This window comes from Streptomyces sp. NPDC020742 (genome assembly GCF_040641675.1).
Lineage (GTDB): Bacteria > Actinomycetota > Actinomycetes > Streptomycetales > Streptomycetaceae > Streptomyces.
Map to the genome: position 1 here is coordinate 112926 of NZ_JBFAEA010000011.1, position 24911 is coordinate 137836.

General features: G+C 73.1%; 18 protein-coding genes and 1 pseudogene. 9 read left to right on the forward strand and 10 right to left on the reverse strand.

The window, feature by feature from the left end; translation table 11 throughout:
* Positions 1-22: 22 nt before the first annotated feature.
* From ccrA to AB0G84_RS20345, 3 genes are all read right to left on the reverse strand, one after another.
* Positions 23-1360 (reverse strand): crotonyl-CoA carboxylase/reductase, encoded by a 1338-nt coding sequence (ccrA, locus tag AB0G84_RS20335; RefSeq protein WP_361322245.1) that lies wholly within the window; start codon positions 1358-1360, stop codon positions 23-25.
* 555 nt (positions 1361-1915) lie between these two features.
* Complete coding sequence (locus tag AB0G84_RS20340) at positions 1916-2716, reverse strand: TetR family transcriptional regulator (RefSeq protein WP_361322248.1); 801 nt, start codon at positions 2714-2716, stop codon at positions 1916-1918.
* 136 nt (positions 2717-2852) lie between these two features.
* Positions 2853-4673 (reverse strand): 3-hydroxybutyryl-CoA dehydrogenase, encoded by a 1821-nt coding sequence (locus AB0G84_RS20345; RefSeq protein WP_361322251.1) that lies wholly within the window; start codon positions 4671-4673, stop codon positions 2853-2855.
* A 387-nt stretch (positions 4674-5060) separates the two neighbouring features.
* Between AB0G84_RS20345 and AB0G84_RS20350 the strand changes: the two genes are divergently transcribed.
* Positions 5061-5771 carry a HEAT repeat domain-containing protein gene (locus AB0G84_RS20350; RefSeq protein WP_361322254.1) on the forward strand — a complete coding sequence of 237 codons (711 nt, stop codon included), beginning with the start codon at positions 5061-5063 and terminating at the stop codon, positions 5769-5771.
* Between the two features lie 318 nt (positions 5772-6089).
* On the opposite strand, the gene AB0G84_RS20355 is transcribed toward AB0G84_RS20350, so the two are convergent.
* The 3 genes and pseudogenes from AB0G84_RS20355 to AB0G84_RS20365 form a co-directional block, all read right to left on the reverse strand.
* The gene (locus tag AB0G84_RS20355; protein ID WP_361322257.1) at positions 6090-6677 is read right to left on the reverse strand and encodes a GNAT family N-acetyltransferase; all 588 of its coding nucleotides are present in this window, start codon (positions 6675-6677) and stop codon (positions 6090-6092) included.
* Between the two features lie 320 nt (positions 6678-6997).
* A pseudogene (locus AB0G84_RS20360) lies at positions 6998-7540 on the reverse strand (GNAT family N-acetyltransferase); the annotation flags it as partial.
* 186 nt (positions 7541-7726) lie between these two features.
* Positions 7727-8869 (reverse strand): Rv2578c family radical SAM protein, encoded by a 1143-nt coding sequence (locus AB0G84_RS20365; protein WP_361322261.1) that lies wholly within the window; start codon positions 8867-8869, stop codon positions 7727-7729.
* 183 nt (positions 8870-9052) lie between these two features.
* Between AB0G84_RS20365 and AB0G84_RS20370 the strand changes: the two genes are divergently transcribed.
* The 3 genes from AB0G84_RS20370 (at position 9053) to AB0G84_RS20380 (ending at position 13466) form a co-directional block, all read left to right on the forward strand.
* Positions 9053-9496: an SRPBCC family protein gene (locus AB0G84_RS20370; RefSeq protein WP_361322264.1), complete on the forward strand. Its 444-nt coding sequence runs from the start codon at positions 9053-9055 to the stop codon at positions 9494-9496.
* 411 nt (positions 9497-9907) lie between these two features.
* On the forward strand, positions 9908-12268 hold the full coding sequence (locus tag AB0G84_RS20375; RefSeq protein WP_361322555.1) for an MFS transporter: 2361 nt from the start codon (positions 9908-9910) through the stop codon (positions 12266-12268).
* 247 nt (positions 12269-12515) lie between these two features.
* Positions 12516-13466, forward strand: coding sequence for an alpha/beta hydrolase (locus AB0G84_RS20380; RefSeq protein ID WP_361322267.1), 951 nt, complete (start codon positions 12516-12518; stop codon positions 13464-13466).
* Positions 13467-13485: 19 nt separating this feature from the next.
* On the opposite strand, the gene AB0G84_RS20385 is transcribed toward AB0G84_RS20380, so the two are convergent.
* The 3 genes from AB0G84_RS20385 to AB0G84_RS20395 form a co-directional block, all read right to left on the reverse strand.
* Positions 13486-13875, reverse strand: a complete 390-nt coding sequence (locus AB0G84_RS20385; RefSeq protein WP_361322270.1) for a hypothetical protein — start codon at positions 13873-13875, stop codon at positions 13486-13488.
* A gap of 639 nt (positions 13876-14514) precedes the next feature.
* Complete coding sequence (locus AB0G84_RS20390) at positions 14515-15393, reverse strand: serine hydrolase (protein WP_361322273.1); 879 nt, start codon at positions 15391-15393, stop codon at positions 14515-14517.
* A gap of 120 nt (positions 15394-15513) precedes the next feature.
* Complete coding sequence (locus AB0G84_RS20395; RefSeq protein ID WP_361322276.1) at positions 15514-16395, reverse strand: helix-turn-helix domain-containing protein; 882 nt, start codon at positions 16393-16395, stop codon at positions 15514-15516.
* 359 nt (positions 16396-16754) lie between these two features.
* Between AB0G84_RS20395 and AB0G84_RS20400 the strand changes: the two genes are divergently transcribed.
* From AB0G84_RS20400 to AB0G84_RS20420, 5 genes are all read left to right on the forward strand, one after another.
* Entirely contained in the window at positions 16755-17588 is an 834-nt protein-coding gene (locus AB0G84_RS20400) for a M55 family metallopeptidase (RefSeq protein WP_361322558.1), read from the forward strand.
* Positions 17581-18945, forward strand: coding sequence for a M20/M25/M40 family metallo-hydrolase (locus AB0G84_RS20405; protein ID WP_361322279.1), 1365 nt, complete (start codon positions 17581-17583; stop codon positions 18943-18945). Before AB0G84_RS20400 ends, AB0G84_RS20405 begins: the two co-directional genes overlap by 8 nt.
* A gap of 52 nt (positions 18946-18997) precedes the next feature.
* Positions 18998-21028, forward strand: coding sequence for a prolyl oligopeptidase family serine peptidase (locus AB0G84_RS20410; protein ID WP_361322282.1), 2031 nt, complete (start codon positions 18998-19000; stop codon positions 21026-21028).
* The gene (locus AB0G84_RS20415; protein ID WP_361322285.1) at positions 21025-21966 is read left to right on the forward strand and encodes an LD-carboxypeptidase; all 942 of its coding nucleotides are present in this window, start codon (positions 21025-21027) and stop codon (positions 21964-21966) included. Before AB0G84_RS20410 ends, AB0G84_RS20415 begins: the two co-directional genes overlap by 4 nt.
* 177 nt (positions 21967-22143) lie before the next feature.
* Complete coding sequence (locus AB0G84_RS20420) at positions 22144-23961, forward strand: CocE/NonD family hydrolase (RefSeq protein ID WP_361322288.1); 1818 nt, start codon at positions 22144-22146, stop codon at positions 23959-23961.
* Between the two features lie 89 nt (positions 23962-24050).
* Here the strand turns inward: AB0G84_RS20420 and AB0G84_RS20425 are convergent, their stop codons facing one another.
* Complete coding sequence (locus tag AB0G84_RS20425; RefSeq protein WP_361322291.1) at positions 24051-24911, reverse strand: DUF6801 domain-containing protein; 861 nt, start codon at positions 24909-24911, stop codon at positions 24051-24053.

Genomic DNA, 24911 nt, shown 5'->3' on the forward strand with positions numbered 1-24911 from the left:
ATCAAGCCCGAATCCTCGGGGTTCAGATGTTCCTGAACCGGTTGATGGCGTCGAGGTGCTGGGCGCGCATTTCCTCGTCACGCACACCCATACCCTCTTCGGGGGCCAGTGCCAGCACGCCGACCTTGCCCTGGTGCAGGTTGCGGTGCACGTCGTACGCCGCCTGCCCGGTCTCCTCCAGGGTGTAGGTCTTCGACAGCGTCGGGTGGATCTTGCCCTTGGCGATCAGGCGATTGGCCTCCCACGCCTCGCGGTAGTTGGCGAAGTGCGAGCCGACGATCCGCTTCAGCGACATCCACAGGTAGCGGTTGTCGTACTCGTGCATGTAGCCCGAGGTCGAGGCACAGGTGGTGATGGTGCCGCCCTTGCGGGTGACGAAGACGCTCGCGCCGAAGGTCTCGCGGCCGGGGTGCTCGAAGACGATGTCGATGTCCTCACCGCCGGTGAGTTCGCGGATGCGCTTGCCGAAGCGCTTCCACTCCTTCGGGTCCTGAGTGCTCTCGTCCTTCCAGAACTTGTAGCCCTCGGCGTTGCGGTCGATGATCGCCTCGGCGCCCATCTTCCGGCAGATCTCCGCCTTTTGGGCGGAGGAGACGACACAGATCGGGTTGGCGCCGCCGGCCAGCGCGAACTGGGTGGCGTACGAGCCGAGTCCGCCGCTGGCGCCCCAGATCAGGACGTTGTCGCCCTGCTTCATCGCCGCGCCGTTCTGCGAGACGAGCTGGCGGTAGGCGGTCGAGTTGACCAGACCGGGCGACGCCGCCTCCTCCCAGCTCAGGTGCTTGGGCTTGGGCATCAGCTGGTTGGACTTGACCAGCGCGATCTCGGCCAGGCCGCCGAAGTTGGTCTCGAAGCCCCAGATGCGCTGCTCGGGGTCGAGCATGGTGTCGTTGTGGCCGTCGGAGGACTCCAGCTCGACGGAGAGGCAGTGCGCGACGACCTCGTCACCGGGGCCCCAGGCGTTGACGCCGGGGCCGGTGCGCAGCACCACGCCGGCCAGGTCGGAGCCGATGACGTGGTACGGCAGGTCGTGCCGCTTGGTGAGCGGGGAGAGCTTTCCGTAGCGCTCCAGGAACCCGAATGTCGACATCGGCTCGAAGATCGAGGTCCACACGGAGTTGTAGTTCACCGAGGAGGCCATCACGGCCACCAGCGCCTCGCCGGGGCCCAGTTCGGGCACCGGCACCTCGTCGACGTGCAGCGACTTGCGCGGGTCCTTCTCCTTGGTCTCGAGGCCGGCGAACATCTCGACCTCGTCCTTGTGCACGGTCACCGCGCGGTAGGACTCGGGGATGGTCAGGCCGGCGAAGTCGGCGCTGGTGGTGTCGGGCGCGAGGATTGCGTCCAGGATTTCGTTCACGGGGTGCCTCCGGCGGTTGGGGCCTCCCCTGCTCGACCGAAGTGGAGAGCTCGGGGAACCGTTGAGGGAACGGCTTGGGGGGAACGTCAGGGGTGGTGCTGGGGGTGGTGCCGTCGGTTCGGCCGGGGTGGCACCGCTCCGGCGCCTCTGCGGGGTCGCAGAGCCGTCGGCCGCGGTGCCGTGGCAGCGCTGGTGTGCGCGAAACCCAGTGGCAGCTGGGTGTTGCCTGTGACGCAGGCATCCGGGCGGACAGTCACGTACGACTGGTGGGACAGCCGGCGCACGTAGGTCCTCTGCACGCCGGCCGCCCGGACACCCTCAACGTATGACACCGCGTGCCAGTCGACAAGACACTGAGTGCCAAGAATTTCTCTCAGATGTCATTCAGGCGGCACGCATGAGCAACAGAGGCCCCGATCGGGGGCCTGATCGTCACGCAAAGAAGTCCCGCCGGTGCGCAGCGTGCGCACCGGCGGGACTAGGCCATTCGGGTCGTGGCCCGGTCGTGCCCGGGGGGTCCGGGGCGCGACGGGGCGAAGGCGGAACGTCCGGCCGCTACTTCCGTTCCTTGATCGCCTTGCGGATCGTCCGCATCACCTCGTCGAGCGGGGCGTCCGTACGGGCCACCGCGACCAGTACCTCGCCCTCCCGCGAGACCGAGGCCGGGGGCTGCCCGCCGGCCTCGGTGCGGCCCGCGCCGATGCCGGCGCCGAAGGTCTCCCGGACGATCTCGAAGGCGTGGTCCAGCTGTGCCTCGACATCGCCCTCGGCGCCGGCCCGCAGCCAGCGGCGCAGGACGTGGTTGTGCGCGGTGACCACGGCGGACGCGGCGACCTCGGCGAGCAGCGGGTCGTCGTCGCCTTCGCGGTGCGCGCCCTCGTCGAAGTGGCCCAGGAGGTACCGGGTGAACAGCCGCTCGTAACGGGCCACCGAGGCGATCTCGGCCTCGCGCAGGGTGGGCACCTCGCGGGTCAGGCGGTAACGGGCCACCGAGACCGCGGGGGAGGCCGCGTACATCCGCATGACCTCCTTGATGCCGCGGCAGACCGTGTCGAGCGGGTTCTCGTGCGGCGGCGCGGCGTCCAGGACGGCCTCGGCGCGCACCAGGGTGTCGTCGTGGTCGGGGAAGATCGCCTCTTCCTTGGAGCGGAAGTGGCGGAAGAAGGTGCGCCGGGCGACGCCCGCGGCGGCCGCGATCTCATCGACCGTGGTGGCCTCGTAGCCCTTGGTCGCGAACAGCTCCATGGCCGCCGACGACAATTCGCGGCGCATTTTGAGCCGTTGTGCGGCCGCGCGGCGCGTGCCGGGCGTGCCGGCGTCGGGGTCTGTGGGCTGGGTGCGAGCGGGCTGGGACATGTGGGGACGGTACTGCATATTTACGCGACCTGCGGCATGAGGTGCCACCTCCGCCCCTGCCGGCTGGGGTGGACCGCCGGTCGGTTCCAGCAGTCCACCCCAGCCTCCCCCCGCCGGGCGGGGGCGCCGCCACGGGTCAGCGCCGGGCGTACTCACGGAAGCCGCGGCCGGTCTTGCGGCCGAGGCAGCCCGCGGCGACGAGGTGCTCCAGCAGCGGCGACGGGGCCAGCCCGGGGTCGCGGAACTCCGCGTGCAGCACCTTCTCGATGGCCAGGGAGACGTCCAGGCCGACCACGTCGAGGAGTTCGAACGGACCCATCGGGTAGCCGCCGCCGAGCCGCATCGCGGCGTCGATGTCGTCCAGGGACGCGTAGTGCTCCTCGACCATCTTGATCGCGTTGTTCAGGTACGGGAACAGCAGCGCGTTCACGATGAATCCGGCGCGGTCACCGCAGTCCACCGGGTGCTTGCGGACCGTGGCGCAGACCTCTCGCACCGTGGCGTGCACGTCGTCGGCCGTCAGCACCGTCCGCACGATCTCGACCAGCTTCATCGCGGGCGCCGGGTTGAAGAAGTGCATGCCGATGACGTCCTGCGGGCGCGAGGTGGCGCGGGCGCAGGCGACGACGGGCAGCGAGGAGGTCGTGGTGGCCAGCACCGCGCCCGGCTTGCAGACCTTGTCCAGCGTGCCGAACAGCTCCTGCTTGACCGCCAGGTCCTCCGCCACCGCCTCGACCGCGAGGTCCACCTCGGCGAACGCGTCCAGCGACCCGGCCGGGGTGATCGCCGCCAGCGCGGCGTCCCGGGCCTCGGCGGTCAGCCGGCCCTTGTCCACCGAGCGGCCCAGCGACTTGGCGATCCTGGCCTTGGCCTTCTCCGCCTTCTCCAGGCTGCGGGCGGCCAGCACGACCGCGTAGCCGGCCTTGGCGAAGACCTCGGCGATGCCGCTGGCCATCGTCCCGGACCCGGCGACGCCGACCTGGGAGACCGTACGGCCCGCACCGGGACCGTCGCCGGTCGCCGGAGTCTCCGCGTCCGGGACGACCGTGGCGCTGCCGGGGGCCTCGTACGTGTAGAAGCCACGGCCCGCCTTGCGGCCGGTCAGCCCGGCCTCGGCCAGCTGGCCCAGGATCGGGGCGGGGGCGTGCAGCCGGTCCCGGGACTCGGCGTACATCGCCTCCAGGACCGTACGCGCGGTGTCCACGCCGATCAGGTCCAGCAGCGCCAGGGGGCCCATGGGCAGCCCACAGCCGAGCCGCATGGCGGCGTCGATGTCCTCGCGGGTGGCGTACTTGGCCTCGTACATCGCCGCGGCCTGGTTGAGGTAGCCGAACAGCAGGCCGTCGGCGACGAAGCCGGGCCGGTCGCCGACCGCGATCGGGTCCTTGCCCAGCTCGCGGGCGAGCGTGGTGACGGCCGCGACGGCGGTGGGCGCGGTGAGGACCGAGGAGACCACCTCGACCAGCTTCATGGCCGGCGCCGGGTTGAAGAAGTGGACGCCCAACACCCGCTCGGGGTGCTGCGAGTCGGCCGCGAGACGGGTCACGGACAGCGCGTTGGTGCCGGTGGCCAGGATCGTTTCCGGGCGCACGATGCCGTCCAGTGCGGTGAGGACCTGGCGCTTGAGCTCGTAGTCCTCGGGCACCACCTCGATGACGAGGTCGGCGTCCGCGGCGGCCTGCAGGTCGGTGAAGGTGCGGAAGCGGGCCAGGACGTCCTGGCGCTCCCGCTCGGTGATCCGCTCGCGCTGCACCGCGCGGGCGGTGGCGGCCTCCAGACCGGCGACCGCGCGGCGGGCCGCGGCTTCGTCGGTGTCGATGCCGATCACCTCGCGTCCGGCCCGGGTCAGCACCTCGGCGATGCCGGTGCCCATGGTGCCGAGACCGACGACGGCCACGGTGGCGAGGGACAGTGGAGAGGCTTCGGTGGAAAGATCAGCGGTGGAGTGAGGGCCCATCGCGAGACTCCTGAGGGTGTTCCCCTGAAACAGGGGAGAAGTGACGACTGAGGGGTGCCCCCGCAGGCGCGAGGCAAGGCGCACGTGCGGTAGCGGAGCTGCGGCCATGGGCCGCCGAATGCGCAGCGCTGCGGACAGCGCCTGCGGTGCGGGAGACGCGGTGGGCCCTGTCCCGGGGCCGTACCGTCTTCTCCGTACTGATGTCGTGCTGTGCCGAACCGACTTCACTCTGTGGCGGCTGCGTCACCAGGCCGCCCGAGCAGGGGTACTGCTCGTGCCAGCAGGTTAACCGGTGGGTAACCGAAGCGCCAGGGGTAGTCCGGGTCATTAGGCTGTGGTGCGGGCCACGTCGCAGGGCCGGGACAGCCGGTGGGAGGGAAGTGGCAAATGGAAGAGGAATTCCACGAGTTGACGGACCGGGTGCGGGCCGAACTCCGCTCCCCGCAGGATCTGGTCGCCTACGAGCGACTCCTGGGGCTGGCCCGCAAGAACACCCCGGCCGGGCGGGAGGAACTGGCCGGGATGCTGGTCGCCGTCGAGCGTCCCCTGTGGGCCCGGGAGATCGCCGCCTTCATCCTCGGCTGCGCCGGCGACAAGCGTGCCTTCGAGACACTGGTCTTACTGCTGAACTACCGGGACCCGGTGCGCTGTGCCACCGCCGCCCACGCGCTCAGCCGGCTCGGCGACCCGCGCACCGCCCGCGCCGCGGCCGCCCTCGCCACCAACCCGCTGCGCACCGCGTACGCGCTGCACCCGGTCCGGCTGCTCGCCGAACTCCGCGCACCGCAGTCCGTACCGGCCCTGATCGCGACCCTGGACCGGCTGCTGACCCCCCACAACCCCTACTGGCGGGTGGCGCTCGCCTGTGTCGAGGGCCTGGGTGCCCTGGGCGACCGGCGCGCCGTCCCCACCCTCACCGCCGCCGTCGCCCACCCCCGGCTCGCCGCCGCCGCGGCGGCCTCCCTGGCGCGCCTGGGGGTGCATGAGGCGCCGGGGGAGAGCGAACGGAAGAGGGACGGGGGAGGCGGAGGCGACGGGGGAGAGGGCCGGGCGCGTGCTGCGGGAGAGGGCGCGGGGGAGGGCAGCGGCGTTCACTAGACGGCACCGCGACAGGCCGTGGCGGAACGGTCGCATCGAGGCGCCGTACGTGCCGATTTCCGCCGGTCGCGCGCAACATGATCCTGGCGTGGCCGTACTTGCCCCTGGCGTGGCCGTGCGATCGCGGCGTCCGAGTCGTCCTGGACGGTTCCGTTCACCGGGGGCTGAACGAGGGGTGCTCTGGCGGGTTGGTGGCCCCGCAGCGTCGCGAGGGTGCGGATGGGGCGGGCGGGGCAGGCCGTGGGGCCTGTCGTCTGAGGGCGGAGCGATGCTCGGCATCGCCCGCCTGCACCACCTTCGCCCTCGCGGGGTGGCAGCTCAGGCGTCGCCCTGGACCCGGGCGTGCAGGTGCATGTCGTGCCAGCCGTCCAGTTGCAGATGCGCGCCGCGTCGGGTGCCCTCCAGCGCGAAGCCGGTTTTGGCGGCCACACGACAGGAGGCTTCGTTGGCGACTGAGTGCGCGAGTTCCAGGCGGTGGAAGCCGGCCTCGTCCAGCGCCCAGGTGGCCAATGTGGCGAGGGCACGCGGGGCGAGACCGATGCCGCGGGCATGCGGCAGGACCCAGTACGCACACTCGGCGAGGCCGTGGAGGGGGTTCATCCAGCGCAGGGCCATCCGGCCGAGTACCTCACCGCCGTCGGCCCGGGAGACGGCCCACTGAGCGGCCCGCTCTTGCTGCCAGGACCGGTGGGAGGCCGTGATCCACTCCCGGGCTTCCTCCCGGGACGTGACGTGGTGCGTGTGCCAGCGCTGGATGGACGGGTCCTGAAAGGCGCGCTGCAGGACGGGGGCGTCAGCTGCCTCCCAAGGCCGCAGCAGCACCTCAGCGCCTGGTGACGTTAAGGAGGGTTGGGCGGAAGCGGAGAGGGCCCCGGCGGGGATGGCGGGCGTAATCGCGAACGTCATGAGCGGCATCATCTCCCGCGACCCGGCACGGCCCAGCAGCTCCCTCCAACTGGCCAGCCAGTCAACGGAGATCACTCACGGGGCAGTCGTATCCAGTCGTATCCTGATCTTCAGCAGGGTGCGGTGCATGGCGGTCCGGCCGCTGTCGAACAGTACGGCGAGGGGTGCTGCGGCCAGGGCGACCCGCAGGTGGCGCACGGCCGCCAGGACCTGTTCGGGGCCTCAGGAGGCGGCTGGGCTCGGTGGCGGGGGGTTTCCGGGCCCAGCGGGCGCCGGTAGCGCACCTCGGGCACGCTGCTCCCGCCCACCTCGTACGCCTCCTCCGCCCCGTCCGGGATGAAGCCGGCGCGCTCGTAGAACCGACGGGCACGGGAGTTGCCGCGGACCACCCACAGGTACAGCGCGTGGTAACCGTGCGCCCGGGCCCGGTCCGTGGCGGCCAGCAGCAGTGCGAGCCCGACGCCCGTCCCGATCAGTCGGGGCGTCACATACAGGGCGAGCAGTTCACCTGCGTCCGGCCGGGGTGCGGGCAACTGCCCCGCGTCCGGGGCGAGATCGGGGTCCCGGGCCGGGCCGACACAGGCCCAGCCGACCACCTCACCGGCCGACTCCGCCACCAGGTCGACCACGTCCGGCGACCGGCGCCCGAACCATGACCGGCGCTGCTCGGCGTCCGCCGTGACGCTCATCGCGTCCAGGTACGCCTGGGGCATCAGCCCGCGATAGGCGGCCTGCCAGCCCCGTACCCGGACCGCGGAGACCGCCGCGACATCGTCCCGCGTCATCTCCCGAATCCGTACGGGCGTCCGCGGCAGCCGCACGGGGCCGCGCTGTAATTGTGGTTCCTGCGGGGAGCTGTCCATGCCGGCGAGGCTAGGGGCCCTGTCAAAGGGTTTTGCCGGACCGGTGGTCCGGGGACGTGAGGTGGGCAGCCGGGCCGGTTGACCTGTCCGGGGTGTGGCTTTCGGCCCGGGAGCGACCGCCGCGGCAGCCCCTCCCCGGGGCCGGGGCAGTAGGTGCCGGGCGGCGCTCAGAGCAGTGTCAACTGGTCAGAGCAGTGTCAACTGGGTGGGGCCCGTATCGGCGTTGGCCGTCCGCCGGGAGGGCGGTGCGGAGTGCCGCTCCGGTGTCGATGTCGGTGCCGATGCCGATGTCGGTGCCGTCCCGCTGGCCGGGTGCGGGGACGGTCCTGGCGGGGGCTCCGGTGCCGACTGCGGCTCTTGGGTCCGTTCCGGAACGCGGCGGAACGAGCCCGGGCGGGACGGGCCGATGCCGTACTCCGCGGCGAGTTCGTGGACCTGGCGGGTGATGCGGCGCTGGTACCACGTGGGGGCGTAGGCGCCGTTCGCGTACATCGTCTCGTAGCGGCGCACCAGGTGCGGATGGTGGTGGCCCAGCCAGGCCATGAACCACTCCCGGGCGCCGGGCCGGAGATGGAGCACCAGGGGCGTGACGGAGCCGGCGCCGGCCTGGGCGAGCGCACGGACCGTGGTCCGCAGCTGGTCCGGTGCGTCGCCGAGGAACGGGATCACCGGTGCCATCAGGACGCCGCAGGGGATGCCGTGTGCGGTGAGGGTGCGCACCACCTCCAGCCGGCGCTCGGGGGCCGGCGTGCCGGGCTCGACGGTGCGCCACAGCTCGCGGTCCAGGAAGCCGACGGAGACCGAGATGCCGATGTCGGTGACCGCGGCGGCCTGCCGGAGCAGTTCCAGATCGCGCAGGATCAGCGTGCCCTTGGTGAGGATCGAGAACGGGTTGGCGTGGTCGCGCAGGGCTGTGAGGATGCCGGGCATCAGTCGGTAGCGGCCCTCGGCGCGCTGGTAGCAGTCGACGTTGGTGCCCATCGCTATGTGGTCGCCGTGCCAGCGGTGGCCGGACAGCTCCCGGCGCAGCAGCGCGGGCGCGTTGACCTTCACCACGATCTGTGAGTCGAAGCCCAGGCCGGTGTCCAGGTCCAGGTAGCTGTGGGTCTTGCGGGCGAAGCAGTAGACGCAGGCGTGGCTGCAGCCGCGGTAGGGGTTCACCGTCCATTCGAACGGCATCCGGGAGGCGCCCGGTACGCGGTTGACGATCGAGCGGGCCCGCACCTCGTGGAAGGTGATCCCGCGGAATTCGGGGGTGTCGACGGTCCGGCTGACGACGTCCGTGCCGAACAGTGCGGAGGGGCTTTCGCCCAGGTTGTCCCAGCGCATCGGGCCTCCTTCTGCGTGCTGCCGAGCCCCCCGGCGCCATAATAGAACAGGTGTTCCCTTCTGGGGTGTGGCCCCGGATTTTGGCGTGCCGACCGGGGGTGGTTGGCTGGGCGGCGCACCGCAGGACCGGCAGCCGACTGCGGCGCACCGCAGCACCGGCAGCCGAGTACTGGAGGAAGACGCATGGGGCAGGTCGAGGCCACCACGCAGCGTGAGATCGCGGCAGACCCGGAGGCGGTGTTCGACGCACTCGCCGACTACACCGGTACGCGCCGGCAGCTGCTGCCCGAGCACTTCAGCGAGTACGAGGTCCGCGAGGGCGGCGACGGCAAGGGGACGCTCGTCCACTGGAAGCTCCAGGCGACCAGCAAGCGGGTGCGGGACTGCCTGCTGGAGGTCGACGAACCGGTCGACGGTCAGCTCGTGGAGAAGGACCGCAACTCCTCGATGGTGACCACCTGGGTCGTCACCCCGGCCGGCGAGGGGCGCGCCAGGGTCGTCGTCACTACCACCTGGCAGGGAGCCGGCGGTATCGGCGGCTTCTTCGAGCGGACCTTCGCGCCCAAGGGGCTCGGCCGGATCTACGACGCGATCCTCGCTAACCTCGCCGCCAAGACGGAGAAGTGAGTTGGCGTCACCTCCGTCACCCTGGGTGCGTCCCGTCACGCTCACCGGTTCGGGTGGTTTCCGGTGAGGCCGGGTGTGCGGCCCGCCGGGTCGCGGCCGGACGGAAAGCCCTGATGGGAGCCCAAGGGGCGGGCGGAATACCGCACTTGAGGTCGGTTCCTGCCCTGCGGATCCCTATTTTCCCCGCTTGATCGCTGTTGTCGCCCAATGCGAGAAATTGGGCGACAACAGGCGTGATGAGGGGAGCTGCACGTGGGTGGGACCACCCTGAGCGCGCGGGCCGGGCTGACCGGCCCGCCCGCACCCGGCGCAACACCGGCTCCGGCCGCCGAGGAGCGGCCCGCCGGGCCCGGGGGCGGCGCGCCGGCTCCGCACGGCCCCCGCCGCCTCCGCACGGTCGTCCTCGGCCTGATGCTGGCCGCGCTGCTCGCGGCCCTCGGCCTGACCGTCGCCGCCCCCGCACTGCCGGAGATCACCGGCGAGCTGCACGGTCCGGGCGCGGTGTCCTGGCCGGTGACCTCCTACCTCCTCGCCGCCGCCCTCGGCCTGCCGCTCCACGGCAGGCTCGCCGACCACGTCGGGCGCAAGCCGGCGCTCCTTCTCGCGATCTTCCTCTTCACCGCCGGATCGGCGCTGGCCGGCTGGTCGCGCACCATGGACGAACTGGTTGCCCTCCGGGCGCTCCAGGGCGCGGGCGGCGGCGGGCTGCTGATCGGTGTGCAGGCGGTCCTCGCCGATGTCGTACCGGCCCGCTCGCGGGGTCGCTTCGGGTGGCTGACGGGGGCCGTCCTCGGGCTCGCGGCCGTGGCCGGGCCGCTGCTCGGCGGGCTCCTGGCCGACCACGCCTCCTGGCGCTGGTGCTTCTGGGCCGACGTCCCCGTCGGTGCGCTGGCGTTCCTGCTCCTCGCCGTCGGCCTGAGGCTGCCCCGGCCCGCCGTCCGTCCCCGGCCGGACCGCGTGGGGGCGCTGCTGCTCGCCGCCCTCACCAGCTGCCTGGTCCTGATCGCCGGTTGGGGCGGCACCGCGTACGCCTGGGACTCGACGGTCATCCTCAGCCTCGGCGCCGGTGCGCTCGGCACCGCCCTGCTGTTCCTGGTCGTCGAGTACTTCGCCATCGTGCCGCTGCTCCCGCCGCGGCTCTTCCGCGACGTGGTCTTCCACCTCACGGGCCTGGTGGGCGCCGCCGTCGGCATCGCCCTGTCCGGCGCGGTGCGTCTGCTGCCGGGCCTGCTGGGGAGGGCGGACGGCACCCCGGCCACCCGGTCCGGGCTGCTGATGCTGCCCCTGCTGGGGGGCATCGCCCTGGCGTCCGCCGCCTCCGGCCGGCTGCTCGGCCGCACCGGTCGCACGGCTCGCACCAGGATCCTCTGCGTCCTGGGCTGCGCGCTGGTGGCGGCCGGGACGTGGCTGTTGACGGAGCGGGTGCGGGACACCGCCGAGGTCCACGCCCTTTGGGCGGGTGTCGTCGGGCTCGGCCTCGGCGGTGTCCTGCCGGTGCTCCTGCGTGCCGCGCGGAACTCCGTACGCCGCTTGGGCCCGGGTGGCCCGCCCGGCGCCGGCCACGGCGTCCGGCGACTCGGCGGCACCGTGGGTACGGCCCTCTTCCTCGCCCTCTTCGCCGACCGGCTGGCCCGCCAACTCGGCCTCCGGCTGCCGCCGTCGGACCGTCCGTCCACCCCCGGGTCGCTCGTCCCGCAGCTGGTGCGCGCACTGCCCGAGCCGCTGCGGGACAGCCCTCCCGCCGCCGTTGCGCAGGCCGTGCCGGGGATCTTCTGGTACCTCGTGCCGGTGCTCGTCCTGGGTCTTGTGCTCGCCTTCTTCCGGAAAGAGAAACCGCTGGTGTCCCACGCCTCCCATGCCCCGCAGACCGCCCCGACCCCGCACCCGCCGTACGGCGACGGGGCCGAAACCCTCGCCGTGCCGCAGGCCCGCTCCGCGGCCGACTCCGCCGCCGACTCCCGTACTCCGTCCGGTGGTTACGCCCGCTCGGGAGGTCGTGCGACGGCCGGTCACGCGGGGGTGCCGGTCTGCGGCACCGTCCAGCACCACGACGGCTCCACCGTCCCGCGCGCCGCGCTCACCCTGATCGACGTGGCCGGCCGGCAGGTCGGCCGCGGCGCCACCGGCGAGGACGGGCGGTACGCGATGAGCACGCCGGGCGCCGGCTCGTACGTCCTGATCGCGGCGGCGGGCGGGCACCAGCCGCAGGCCGTCAGCGTCACCGTCGGCGAGCGGCCGGTCGAGCTGGACGTGGTGCTCGGCGGCGCCGGGCGGCTGGCCGGCACCGTCACCACCGCCGACGGCACGCCGGTGCGCGACGCGATGGTCACCCTCACCGACGTACGCGGCGAGGTCGTCGCGACCACCCGTAGCGGGCGCGAGGGCGGCTATGTCATCGGGGAGCTGGTGGCCGGCGAGTACACCCTCGCCTCCAGCGCCCCCGCCTACCGCCCCGCTGCCCTTCCGGTCACCGTCCAGGCGTCCCGGGAGACCCGCCAGGACATCGAACTCGCCGGCGGTGCGGTGCTGCGCGGCACCGTACGGGCCGGCGGCGGGCGCTCGGTCGAGGACGCCCGGGTCACGCTCCTGGACGCCGCCGGCAACGTGGTCGACACCGCGACGACCGGGCCCGACGGGCTGTTCCGCTTCGTGGACCTGTCAGCCGGTGAGTACACCGTGATCGCTGCCGGATATCCGCCGGTGGCCACCGTGTTGCAGGTCGCGGGCGGCGGCCGCACCGAACGCGACCTCCAACTGGGCCACGAGGACTGAGCGGAGGCGGGTGGGCGGGGCGGGCGGCGGAACGGCGGCGCGGCGTGTACCGCGGCGGGTCGCGTCGCAGCGTCGCCGCGCCGCCGGACCGCAGGGGCGCCGATCCGCCGCCCGCCCGTCTGGCAGCCCGCCAGCCCGCTCGCCCGCTCGCCCGTCTGTCTGGCCGCGTGTCCGTCCGTCGGGCCGGCCACGGCGGCAAAGCCGCAATCCGCTTGTCATGATCAGCGGTGTTGGCCACGATGGCGCCATGTCCGCCTTCACCGCCCCTGACGGCACCCAACTCGCCTACCACGTCGTGGGGGAGGGCGAGCCGCTGCTCTGCCTCCCCGGCGGCCCGATGCGTGCCTCCGCCTACCTCGGCGACCTGGGCGGGCTCTCCACGCACCGCCGGCTGGTCCTGCTCGACCTGCGCGGCACCGGTGACTCGGAGGTCCCGGCCGACCCGGCGAGCTACCGCTGCGATCGGCAGGTGGCCGATGTCGAGGCCCTGCGCGCACACCTCGGGCTGGAGCGGGTCGATCTGCTCGCGCACTCCGCGGCCGGCGACCTCGCCCTCCACTACGCGGCCCGGCATCCGCAGCGGCTGCGCACCCTCACGATGATCACCGCCCGCGCCCGGGCGCTCGGCGTCGACTTCACCGTGGCGCACCGCCGGGAGGCGGCGGCCCTGCGCACGTCCGAGCCGTGGTTCGCCGCCGCCCGGGACGCCTTCGACGCCCTCTGGGCGGGCACCGCGACCGACGCCCAGTGGGACGCCGCCGCCCCGTTCTTCTACGGCCGTTGGGACGCGGGCGCCCGGGCCCACGCCGCGCAGGAGGTGGCGCAGACCAACGAGTCGGCCGGGGAACTCTACGCCTCGGCCGGTGCCTTCGACCCCGCCGCGACCCGCGCCGCCCTCGCGGCCCTGGACGCGCCGGTCCTGCTCCTGGCCGGCGAGTGGGACGGCGGTCCGCTGCCCCGTATCACCGCCACCGTCGCGGAGTTGCTGCCGCACGCCGAAGTGGCCGTCCAGCCGGCCGCCGGCCACTTCCCGTGGCTGGACGACCCGGAGTGGTTCTCCCGGACAGTGGCGGCCTTCCTGGCCCGCGTCGAACCGGCCCGCGTCGAACCGGCCCGCGTCGAACCGGCCCGCGTCGAACCGGCCCGCGTCGAACCGGATCGCGGTGCAACGGTCCATACGGGGCAGGGGCAGGGGTAGGGGCGGCGGTCGCCCGGGCTCAGTAGCGGTCGGCGTGGAACGTCGGCATCGGCAGCCGCCAGTCGCCGTTGAGGCATACGAGCACTTGGCGGGCCAGCGTGCGGACCCGGGACCATCCGGGGTCGGTGGCCAGTGCGTCGGTGGTCCAGCGGGCGGCGTTCTCCGGGCCGCTCATCGCGTCCAGGACGCCGTCGATCGCCCGCAGGTCAGGGACGGCGGACGGGTCGAGGAACTCCCCCGCCACCATGGTGGGGACCAACTGGTAGTCATGGTCGAAGCCGATGGCGAGATCGTCCGCTTCGACGTCGTGCCGCTCCATCCACGCCACCTGCTCCGCGGGGGCGGCGGCGAGCACGGTGAGCACGTCGACCAGCAGGGAGCGGGCGATGAGGGCCAGTTGTTCGCTCATCGGGGCATGCTCGCACGGGGACTGGCGGGGGACCGGTGGGGGGATCGGGCCGGGTACCGGACGGGGCTGCGGTGCGCGGGCCGGCGGGGATCGGGGCGGCGGGCACGCGAAGGGCTGTCCCGTAAGTGATCTTCTAGACGATCTGGACGCGGTTGGTCCGATCCGGCCTGCCCCGAACAGGACGGGGGAACCGGTGACTTGGCGCGGGCCCGCTGCGTAGGTTCGTTGTGTGCAGCGGCATCAGGTACTCGGCTTTGTAGCCGCAGTCACACCCCGCACGCCGCCCCCTCTTAGCCGTGCCATCTCAGGAGACCGGTTCCACGCCGTACAGTCGGACGCGTGCACGGAGCGACGAAAAGAGTCCCCGCTGGGCTGGTTGCGGTGACCGGAAGTTCGGGCCGGGTCGGAGCGGCCCTGGCTGCGGCACTCGACGCAGCTGGCTGGGTGGTCCGCGGCGTGGACCGGGTTCCCGGCCGCTGGACGAGCACGACTCGACCGCCGCCGCAAACGCGTTCGGATACCGACCTGTTCGCGGAGTCCGGCAACTACTGCGCGATGCCGTGGGCGACCGGGCCCATGACCAGCCCGATGGCGAGGACCCTCAGTAGGGCAGAGGCAGTGAAGACGGCGAACGTGCGCTCAGCGCTGCAGATCGCGGTGGACGACCCGGGCGGCGCTCTCGACGGTGGCCACGCCGTAGTCCATGGTGCGGCTACCGGTGGAGAGTACGGCCATGCCGTAGTCGTGGCCGTGGCCGGTGAAGGTGCCGACGCTGTTCACCCGCCAGCCGTTGGTCTTGCGCGGTAGCCAGCCGTTCTTGACGTGCACGGTCGCGGTGGCCGGGGCGCCGGCGGGAGCCCCCCAACGCTGGTCGGGGGCGACCCGGTGCATCAGGTCCAGCGCATAGCCGCGGGAGGACCGGGCGAGCACGGTGTTCTCCGCGGTGAGCAGCTGCATCAGGGCGAGCTGGTCGGCGGCGGTTATCTGGGTCAGACCCCAGGCCCCGCCCCGGCCGGGGACGGTGTCCCGCATCCCGGCCAGGGTCAGGAAGTGCTGGACCTTTCCGGTGCCGAGCTGGCGCCACAGCGCGGTGGTCGAGTCGTTGTCCGACCTGGTGATCATGGCGGTGGTCAGCCGGACCTCGCGTGGGGTGAGCTTGCGGTGCGCCTCCTCGGCCTGCCGCAGCAGCGTCCCGAGCACGGTGACCTTCACCACACTCGCCGAATCGAAGTGGTCGCCTGCCTGGAACGCGCAGCGGGTGCCGCTGGGACGGTCGTAGACGGCCAGCGCCGAGGCGCCCCGCCGGCCGTCGAGGGCGTCGGCGAGGTCATGGGAGAGCGTCGGCGCCAGGCCCGGCCGCTTCGAGGTGCACACGACCTCGGCGCCGCCGCCGACCGGGGCGCTGGCGGTGCTGGCGGAGGCGGGGGTGGCCGTGGTGAGCACCGTGAGCAGCGATCCGGCGGCGACCAGCGCCGCCAGCCCACGGCGGGGCCGGGTCGCTCTGCGTGTTCCGTGCATGGAGGTGGACGATACGTGGCACGGCTGCGGTCACGTCGGGCGAAATAGGTTGAATGTCCGCATTTGAGCGGTGCGGTGTGGTGTGACATTCGCCAAACCGGCGGGGCCGCGCCCCGCCCCTTAACGGGGCAGGGCGCGGCGGGGCCGGGTGGTGCTCCTGCGGCGTCGGGCCACGGAGGCGCGGCGGTGGTGGGCGCTCGCCATCAGCCGCCGGCTGCGCAGCGCCATCTCGATCTCGAAGCGGGTCCGGGGGTCACGTAGTCGGGCACCGAAGAGCTTCTCCAGCTGCCGCATCCGGTAGCGCACCGTCTGCGGATGGATGCTGAGTTCCTTGGCCACCTCCGGCGCCCCCATCCCGCCCAGCCATGCCAGGAGCGTGGCCTCCAGGCGTTCGCACCGCTCCGGCGACAGCCCCGCGAGCGGGCGCAGCCGGCGGGCGATGAGGCTGCGGGTCAGCGTCTCGTCCTGGAGCAGGACGAGGGAGGAGAGGTGGTCGTCGACGAACATCGCTCCGGCGCCCGGGCCGTCGTGCGCGGACGCCAGGTCGAGCAGCCGGGACGCCGCGCGCACCGAGGCGAGCGCCTCGTGGGCCGGTACCGCGTGGCCGACCGCGGCGGCGCGGTGCCGTAGGACGCCCTTGAGCCGGGCCCGGCCGTCCGCGCCGTCGGCGAGCGCGCCGGGGATCAGCAGACCGGGCGCCTCGCCCGGCGCGCTGACGAGGCAGTCGCCCAGTGCGGCGGCGACGAGGTGGATGTCGGTGTCGGTCCGCAGCATGACCGCGCGGACGGTCTCGGGCAGCGGGCGGCCGCTGCCCAGCACCTCCGCGATCAGCCGGGTGACGTGGGTGTGGGCGCCGTGTTCGAGGACTTCCCGGAAGCGCGGATTGCGCTCGCAAAGGGCCTGCGTGATCAGCTCGGTGAGCCGGGAGAGCTGCTCGTCGTCGCTGTCGGTCAGGGGGGCGGGGGCCTGTGTTAACCGGACGACGTTGGGGGTTTTGTTCATAGTTCTGCCTCTGTCTCATCATGTGGGAGGCCGGTCCGGCATGTTCTACCCCACCTGGCAAGTGCCTTCGGGAGGTGACAGAAGTCGGTCGGTACTCGGTCGGAATTCTGGCGGAAGTCCTTCCGCTTTGCGACAGAAACTTTATGGGATGCTGCGCCACACGAACATTCGAGGGTTGCCGCACTCGCCGGGCAACGGGTCTGCGGCCCAACAGGACGGCCCCGAACGGTGCCGGACGGGGCGTCATCCCGAACCGTCCGGCTACCGTGGGGAGTCCGCCGGACGGCCGGGAACCGAGGGGAACGAGTGAGGTCGGAAGTCGTGCGTACCGCCCCCACGCTGCGAGAGGACTGGTGACCGTGAAGATCCTCATCTCCGCCGACATGGAGGGCGCCACCGGTGTGACCTGGCCCGGTGATGTGCTGCCCGGCACCCCCCAGTGGGAGCGGTGCCGCCATATGTTCACGTCCGACGTGAACGCCGCGATCGCCGGGTTCTTCGACGGCGGGGCCGACGAGGTCCTGATCAACGAGGCGCACTGGTCGATGCGCAACCTGCTGCTGGAACAGCTCGACGAGCGCGCGCAGATGCTCACCGGCAAGCACAAGTCGCTGAGCATGGTCGAGGGCGTCCAGCACGGCGACGTCGACGGCATCGCCTTCGTCGGCTACCACACCGGCGCCGGCACCGAAGGCGTCCTCGCCCACACCTACCTCGCCAACTCGATCACCGGCGTCTGGGTCGACGGGACCCGGGCGAGCGAGGGCTACCTCAACTCCCTCGTGGTCGCCGAGTACGGCGTGCCCGTGGTGCTGGTCACCGGCGACGACCGCACCTGCCAGGACGCGCTGGGCTATGCCCCGCAGGCGCCGGGCGTCGCGGTCAAGGACTATGTGTCCCGCTACGCAGCGGTGTGCCGGCCGCCGGCCCGTACCGCCGCCGACATCCGGGCCGCGGCCCACAAGGGCGCGGCGCTCGCGGTACGTCAGGAGCCGGCCCGGCGCGGCCCGTTCCGCGTCGAGGTGGAGTTCGACGCCGAGCACCTGGTGGGCGCCGCGACCTGTGTCCCCGGCGTGGAGCACAGCGGGGAACGCCGCGTGGCGTACACCGCTGGGACCATGTACGAGGCCATCCGGTGCTTCAAGACGGTCACCACCGTGGTGTCGTCCGCCGTGGAGGAGCAATATGGCTGAGGCCGGGACCGCCGCGGGCCCCGGGGGCGAGCAGCCCCCCGGTGCGGACCGCCAGGCGCTGGACGAAGTGGTGCGGTTCACCTCCGAGCTGATCCGGATCGACACCAGCAACGCCGGCGACGGCACCTGCCGGGAGCGCCCCGCCGCCGAGTACGTCGCCGAGCGGCTGGCCGACGCCGGCCTCGAACCGACCCTGCTGGAGCGCAGCAGCGGCCGGACGAACGTGGTCGCCCGGATCGAGGGCACCGACCCCGCCGCCGACGCCCTGCTGGTCCACGGTCATCTGGACGTGGTGCCCGCCGAGCCCGCCGACTGGAGCGTGCACCCCTTCTCCGGCGAGGTCCGGGACGGGGTGGTCTGGGGCCGGGGCGCCATCGACATGAAGAACATGGACGCGATGGTGCTCGCCGTCGTACGGCAGTGGGCGCGCACCGGCGTCCGCCCGCGGCGGGACCTCGTGCTGGCCTTCACCGCCGACGAGGAGGCCAGCGCCGAGGACGGTTCGGGATTCCTCGCCGACCACCACCCCGGCCTGTTCGAGGGCTGTACCGAGGGCATCAGCGAGTCCGGCGCGTTCACCTTCCACGCCGGCGGCGGGCTGCGGCTCTACCCGGTCGCGGCGGGGGAGCGGGGCACCGCCTGGCTCACGCTCACCGCGCACGGCCGGGCCGGGCACGGCTCCAAGGTCAACCGGGAGAACGCCGTCAGCCGGCTCGCGGCGGCGGTGGCCCGGATCGGTGCCCACTCCTGGCCGCTGCGGCTCACCCCGACCGTCCGGGCCGCGCTGCGCGAACTCGCCGCACTGCACGCCCTCGACGTCGACGTCGAGGCGCCCGGCCTCGATGTCGACGCGCTCCTGGAACAGCTCGGGCCGGCCGCCAAGCTGGTCGAGCCGACCGTCCGCAACAGCGCCAACCCGACGATGCTGGCGGCCGGTTACAAGGTCAATGTGATCCCCGGGTCCGCCGTCGCCCAGGTGGACGGCCGGGTGCTCCCCGGTGGTGAGGCGGAGTTCCGTACGACCCTGGACGCGCTCACCGGGCCCGATGTCGACTGGGACTACCACCACCGCGAGGTCGCCCTGGAGGCGCCGGTCGACTCCCCGACGTACGCCGCGATGCGCGCGGCGATCGAACGCTTCGACCCGGACGGCCACGTCGTGCCGTACTGCATGTCCGGCGGCACGGACGCCAAACAGTTCTCCCGGCTGGGCATCACCGGCTACGGCTTCTCGCCGCTGAAGCTGCCCGAGGGCTTCGACTACCAGGCGCTCTTCCACGGCGTGGACGAGTGCGTACCGGTCGAGGGCCTGCACTTCGGTGTCCGGGTGCTCGACCACTTCCTGCGCGCGGCCTGACCGCGCCCCCACCGCCCCCACCGGTGCACAAGAGGAAACGAGGAAACGCAGCATGGTGACCACCGCCCCCTACGGCGCCTGGGCGTCCCCGATGGATGCCGCCCTGGTCGCCGCACACGACGGCCGGCCGGCGTTCGTCGGCGCGGTCGGCGACGAGGTGTGGTGGACCGCGCCACGGCCCGCCGAGGGCGGCCGGCGCGCCCTGCTGCGCCGCCGCCACGACGGCACCGAGGAACCGGTGCTGCCCGCGCCCTGGAACGTCCGCACCCGGGTGCTGGAGTACGGGGGCCAGCCCTGGGCCGGCGCGGTCACCGCACACGGCCCGCTCGTCGTCTTCAGCGACTTCGCCGACCAGCGGCTCTACGTCTGCGCACCGGACACCGGCGCCCCGCCCCGGCCGCTCACCCCGCTCTCCGGCGTCGGCGACGGACTGCGCTGGGCCGACCCGGTGCTGCGCCCGGACCTCGGCGAGGTCTGGTGCGTGCTGGAGGAGTTCACCGGCGACCGGCCGACGGACGTCCGACGGGTGATCGCGGCGGTGCCGCTGGACGGCTCCGCGGCCGAGGACCGGGGCGCCGTAAGGGAGTTGAGCGGGGAGCGGCACCGGTTCGTGACCGGCCCGCGGATCTCGCCGGACGGGCGCCGGGCCGCCTGGATCGCCTGGGACCACCCCCATATGCCCTGGGACCACACGACGGTGATGGTCGCCCGGATCGACCCGGAGACCGCGGAGTTCACCGACGTCCGCCCGTTGATCGGCGCCACCGCGCCCGGCACGGCGGAGCACGGCGCGGCCGGGGAGTCCGTCGCCCAGGTCGAGTGGGCCACCGATGGCACGCTGCTGTTCGTCTCGGACCGCGACGGATGGTGGGAGCTCCAGGGGATCGACCCCGAGGCGGCGGAGGACGCCCCCGGGGCCCGCCACCGGCTCTGCCCCGCTCGCCAGGAGGAGTTCGGCGGTCCGCTGTGGACCGTCGGCCAGCGCTGGTTCCTGCCGATGGAGAACGGCACCCTCGCCGTCATCCACGGCCGCGGCGCCACCTGCCTGGGCATCCTCGACCCGGTCACCGGGGAACTGGTCGATGCGGCCGGCCCCTGGACGGAGTGGGCGCCCACCCTCGCCGTGCACGGCAGCCGGGTCCTCGGCATCGCCGCGGGCCCGCACCGCTCGTACGAGATCGTCGAGCTGGACACCTGCACCGGACGCGCCCGGGAGATCGCCTGCCGGCACACCGACGCGCTGGACCCGGCCTACTACCCCCGCTCGCACAGCCGCACCTTCACCGGGCCCGGCGGGCGGGACGTGCACGCCCATGTCCATCCGCCGCACAGCCCCGACCACCGTGCGCCCGACGGTGAGCGGCCGCCGTTCGTGGTGTGGGCGCACGGCGGCCCCACCAGCCGGTCCCCGCTGGTGCTCGACCTGGAGGTCGCCTACTTCACCTCCCGCGGCATCGGTGTCGCCGTGGTCAACTACGGCGGATCGACCGGCTACGGCCGCGCCTACCGGGAGCGGCTGCGCGGCCGGTGGGGCGAGGTGGACGTGGAGGACTGCGCGGCGGTCGCCCGGGCGCTCGCCGACGAGGGCACCGCCGATCCCGCCCGGCTCGCCATCCGCGGTGGCAGCGCCGGCGGTTGGACCACCGCCGCCTCGCTGGCCGCCACCGACCTCTACGCCTGCGGCGCCATCAGCTACCCGGTCCTGGACCTGACCGGCTGGGCGACCGGCGGCACCCACGACTTCGAGTCGCAGTACCTGGAGTCGCTGATCGGCCCGCTCGCCGAGGTCCCCGACCGCTACCGCGAGCGCTCCCCGCTGCACCGCGCCGACCGGATTGCCGCACCGTTCCTGCTGCTGCAGGGCCTGGACGATGTGATCTGCCCGCCCGAGCAGGCCGAACGACTGCTCGCCGCGGTCGCCGGGAACGGCACCCCGCACGCCTACCTGTCGTTCCCCGGCGAGGGGCACGGCTTCCGCCGCGCCGACACCCTCGTCCGCGCCCTGGAAGCCGAACTCTCCCTCTACGCCCAGACCTTCGGCTTCCGCCGCGACGACGTCCCGGTACTGGAGCTGCGCGGATGACCGGCCCGGTGACCGCGGAGCTGCGCCGGCCGCCGCGGCTGCGGCCCGGCGACCGGGTGGTGGTGCTCGCCCCCAGCGGCCCGATCGTGCCCGAGCGGCTGGACCGCGGGCTGGACGTGCTGCGCGGCTGGGACCTGGACCCGGTGGCCGCGCCGCACGTCCTGGGCAGCCACCCCACCCTGGGCCACCTCGCGGCCCGCGACGAGGACCGGGCCCGTGACCTCCAGGACGCCTGGTGCGATCCGTCGGTCAAGGCGGTGTTCGCCGCGCGCGGCGGCTACGGCGCCCAGCGGATGGTCGAGTTGCTGGACTGGGAAGCGCTCCGGGCCGCCGCCCCCAAAGCGCTGGTCGGCTTCAGCGATGTGACGGTGCTGCACGAGGCGTTCGCGGTGCGCGCCGAGGTCGCCACCCTGCACGGACCGGCCGCCGCGGGGGAGGTCTTCCTCAAGGACGACGCCACCCGCGCCCACCTGCGCCGCACCCTCTTCGCGCCGGAGACCGTCCGCACCCTGGCCCCGCCCACCGCCCGGCCGCTGGTGCCCGGGCGGGCCCGCGGCGTCACCATGGGCGGCTGCCTGGCGATGCTCGCCAGCGAGCTGGGCACCCCGCACGCCCGGCCCGGCGCGGCCGGCGGGCTGCTCCTGCTGGAGGACGTCGGGGAGCCGCCGTACCGCCTCGACCGGGCGCTGACCCAGCTCCTGCGCGCCGGCCGGCTGGACGGCGTCGCCGGGATCGTGCTCGGCTCCTGGGCCCGGTGCGGCCCCTACGAGCGGGTGCGGGAGGTGCTGGTGGACCGGCTGGGCGGGCTGGGGGTGCCGGTGGTCGAGGAGTTCGGCTTCGGCCACGGGGACTCCGCACTGACCGTGCCGCTGGGCCGCACCGCCGAGCTGGACGCCACCGCCGGCACCCTCACCTTCGCCGCTCCGGCCCTGCGCTGACCCGTTTGGCGGCGCCCATCCCGTAGCGTCCCAACGCGCCACCGACCCCGCACCGGTGGCGAACTGACGTCCGAACGGGGACGCGCATCGGGAACGTTGACACGTCCGTGACCGGTATCACACCATGAGCCCGCTTTGGCCGGCTGGTCGGTACGACGTGTCCCTGTGGAGGTCCTGGTGCCCCGCGCTCCCCGAGCCGTGTCCCACCGTCCGCTGCGCGCCTCCCTCGCCCTGCTGGCCGGCGGCGCCCTCACCGCGCCGCTCCTGCTGACCGCCCCCGGCGCCGCCGCCGCCCCGTACGCCGTCACCCCGCTGAAGGTCACCGTCCGCGCCGGAGCGCACCGCTGCACCGTGGACGCCGACGTCTATCGCCCGGCCGGTGTCGACGCCGCCCACCCGGCGCCCGCCGTGGTGACCACCAACGGCTTCGGCGGCAGCAAGGCCGACGGTTCGACCGACGCGGTCGCCAAGGCCTTCGCCGCCCGCGGCTATGTGGCGCTGGCCTACTCCGGCCTGGGCTTCGGCCGCACCGGCTGCCCGATCTCGCTCGACGACCCCCGGATCGACGGGCAGGCGGCAAGCCAGCTCCTCGATCTGTTGGCCGGTACCCGGACGGCCGACGACGGCACCCGGGTCGACTACGTCACCCAGGACGCCGCGGGTGACCCCCGGGCGGGCATGATCGGCGGGTCCTACGGCGGGGCGATCCAGTTGGCCACCGCCGCCGTCGACCACCGCGTCGACGCCCTCGTTCCGCTCATCACCTGGAACGACCTCGGCTACTCCCTCGCCCCCAACAACACCGGCCGCACACAGGGGGTGAGCGGGTCGCTGCCCGGGGCGTACAAGTGGCAGTGGACCAACGGCTTCTTCCTGCTGGGGGAGGCGCAGGGGCTGCGGCACCCGCGGCTGGACCGGACCCGGGCCGGCGGCGCCGGCTGTCTGCACTTCGTGGCGCAGGCCTGCGAGACCAAGCGGCTGCTGGACTCCGGCCGCTTCCCGTCCGAGCGGACCAGGGCCGTGCTCGGCTACGCGCGCAGCGTCTCCCCGGTCTCCTACCTGCGGTCCGTCACGGCACCGACCCTGCTGGTCCAGGGCGAGGCGGACACCCTCTTCAACCTCAACGAGGCCACCGCCACCTACCGCACCCTCGCCGCCCAGGGCACCCCGGCCAGGATGATCTGGCAGTCCTGGGGCCACAGCGGCGGGATGAAGCAGCCGGCCGTGGGCGAACTCGACCTGGCCCGGGGCAATCTGGAGACCAGTTACGTCGGGCGCCGGATCCTGGCCTGGTTCGACCGGTACCTCCGCCACCGCGCGGCCGCCGACACCGGGCCGGCCTTCGCGTACTACCGGGACTGGGCGGCCGGCCAGGACGTCTACGGCACCGCACCGGCCCTCCCCGCGGCCAGCCGGCGGCTGTACCTCTCCGGTGACGGCAGCCTCGTCGGGCAGCGCGGCCAGGTGGTGAGCGGCAGCCGTACGTACCGCAACCTGCGCCTCGCGACCAGCCATTCGGAGAGCTCGCTGTCCGGGCTGCTCGGCCTGGCGGACCGGGCGCCCCGGGACGGCAGGGGCACCTTCCTGGCCTGGACGTCCGCGCCGGTGACCGGACTGCCGGTGGACGTGGTGGGCGCGCCCACCGTGACGCTGAAGGTGGCCTCACCGCGCACCGAGAAGGTACAGGGCTCCTCGGACGCCGCGGACCGGCTGGTGCTCTTCGCCAAGCTGTACGACGTGGCGCCGGACGGCCGCGCGACGCTGGTGCACCGGATGGTGGCCCCGGCCCGGGTGCCCGACGTGACCCGCCGGTTCACCGTGGAACTGCCGGGCATCGTGCACCGGTACGGGCCGGGGCACCGCCTGCGCTTGGTGCTCGCGGCGAGTGACGACGCCTATGCCGGCAACCGCGGAGTGAAGCCGGTGACGGTCAGCAGTACGCCGCAGGACTCCGGTGTCCTGCAACTGCCCGTCACCCAGGGAACATTGGGGTAGCGGATGCGGGGGCGCCAGATGTCCATGGCGCCGACGGCAAGGACATCGGTGCAAGGACACCGCCTACCGACCGTCACGCACGACGGTCGTCACCCACGAAGGCGGTGCTTCAGCCGTGAGCCGAGGAGGAAGACGCCGCCGCCCGCGACGAGAGTGCCAACGGCCAGCAGAATCAGATCCTTGGAGTCCTGGCCGGTGTTCGCGGTGGTGCCCTGCACCGTGGCGTCGCCATGGGATGGCGACAGAGCCGACGCCCCGGCGGAGGCCGAACCGGTCGTGGCGCCCGTGCCCGAAGCGCCGGACGCGGACGAGCCGGTCCCCGCACCTGTCCCTGTGATCGCGAACGATCCTACGACCGGCGACTGGTGGGCATCGAGCTTGCACGCCAGGTCGACCCTGCCCAGGGGTTTGCCGTTCGCCTTCTTCCCGACGAGCTTCAGGTTGAGGTCGCCGACCGCGATCCGCACCGTGCCCGGCTTGTGGAAGGTGCGGGAGGGGGCGGTGCCGGTCGCCGTGACGGCAAAGGCGCGGTCGGCCTTGGGAACGGTGACCTTGTTGATGCCGAAGCGCATGGGGACTGTGAAGTTGCCCTGCTGCGAGCGCAGTTCGACATTCGTGCCCACCGTGCCCTCGATGGACTTCAGGTCCCCGAGGGACGCGTGGATCAGGCGGGTGTCCTCCTTGCTCGCCGTCGTCGTCGCGCGGAACGCGAATTTCGGGCTGGGTTTGCCGACCGCGACCGCATCCGGGACATCCGCGCGGATCTCCATCGGGATGGGCCGGCTGAGCCCGAATGCTGAGCAGGTGTAATTCAGCGTGGTCGAAACCGGGTGCGCGAATGCGGTGCCGGCCCCGGAAACGCCGACGATTCCGACCGCAACTCCTGCTGTCGTCACGACCCCAAGGGCGAACCTCGCCTTTGGCCTTCCCAAGCTGTGCCCGATGCTCAT

Bases quoted from the DNA above. Each gene is read 5' to 3' on its own strand.
- AB0G84_RS20380 (WP_361322267.1), top strand. From the start codon at position 12,516: ATGTCCGCCTTCACCGCCCCTGACGGCACCCAACTCGCCTACCACGTC.
- AB0G84_RS20345 (WP_361322251.1), bottom strand. From the start codon at position 4,673: ATGGGCCCTCACTCCACCGCTGATCTTTCCACCGAAGCCTCTCCACTG.
- AB0G84_RS20415 (WP_361322285.1), top strand. From the start codon at position 21,025: ATGACCGGCCCGGTGACCGCGGAGCTGCGCCGGCCGCCGCGGCTGCGG.
- AB0G84_RS20425 (WP_361322291.1), bottom strand. From the start codon at position 24,911: ATGAGCATCGGGCACAGCTTGGGAAGGCCAAAGGCGAGGTTCGCCCTT.
- AB0G84_RS20395 (WP_361322276.1), bottom strand. From the start codon at position 16,395: ATGAACAAAACCCCCAACGTCGTCCGGTTAACACAGGCCCCCGCCCCC.
- AB0G84_RS20355 (WP_361322257.1), bottom strand. From the start codon at position 6,677: ATGACGTTCGCGATTACGCCCGCCATCCCCGCCGGGGCCCTCTCCGCT.
- AB0G84_RS20385 (WP_361322270.1), bottom strand. From the start codon at position 13,875: ATGAGCGAACAACTGGCCCTCATCGCCCGCTCCCTGCTGGTCGACGTG.
- AB0G84_RS20405 (WP_361322279.1), top strand. From the start codon at position 17,581: ATGGCTGAGGCCGGGACCGCCGCGGGCCCCGGGGGCGAGCAGCCCCCC.
- AB0G84_RS20365 (WP_361322261.1), bottom strand. From the start codon at position 8,869: ATGCGCTGGGACAACCTGGGCGAAAGCCCCTCCGCACTGTTCGGCACG.
- AB0G84_RS20350 (WP_361322254.1), top strand. From the start codon at position 5,061: ATGGAAGAGGAATTCCACGAGTTGACGGACCGGGTGCGGGCCGAACTC.
- AB0G84_RS20390 (WP_361322273.1), bottom strand. From the start codon at position 15,393: ATGCACGGAACACGCAGAGCGACCCGGCCCCGCCGTGGGCTGGCGGCG.
- AB0G84_RS20340 (WP_361322248.1), bottom strand. From the start codon at position 2,716: ATGTCCCAGCCCGCTCGCACCCAGCCCACAGACCCCGACGCCGGCACG.
- AB0G84_RS20370 (WP_361322264.1), top strand. From the start codon at position 9,053: ATGGGGCAGGTCGAGGCCACCACGCAGCGTGAGATCGCGGCAGACCCG.
- AB0G84_RS20410 (WP_361322282.1), top strand. From the start codon at position 18,998: ATGGTGACCACCGCCCCCTACGGCGCCTGGGCGTCCCCGATGGATGCC.
- AB0G84_RS20375 (WP_361322555.1), top strand. From the start codon at position 9,908: ATGCTGGCCGCGCTGCTCGCGGCCCTCGGCCTGACCGTCGCCGCCCCC.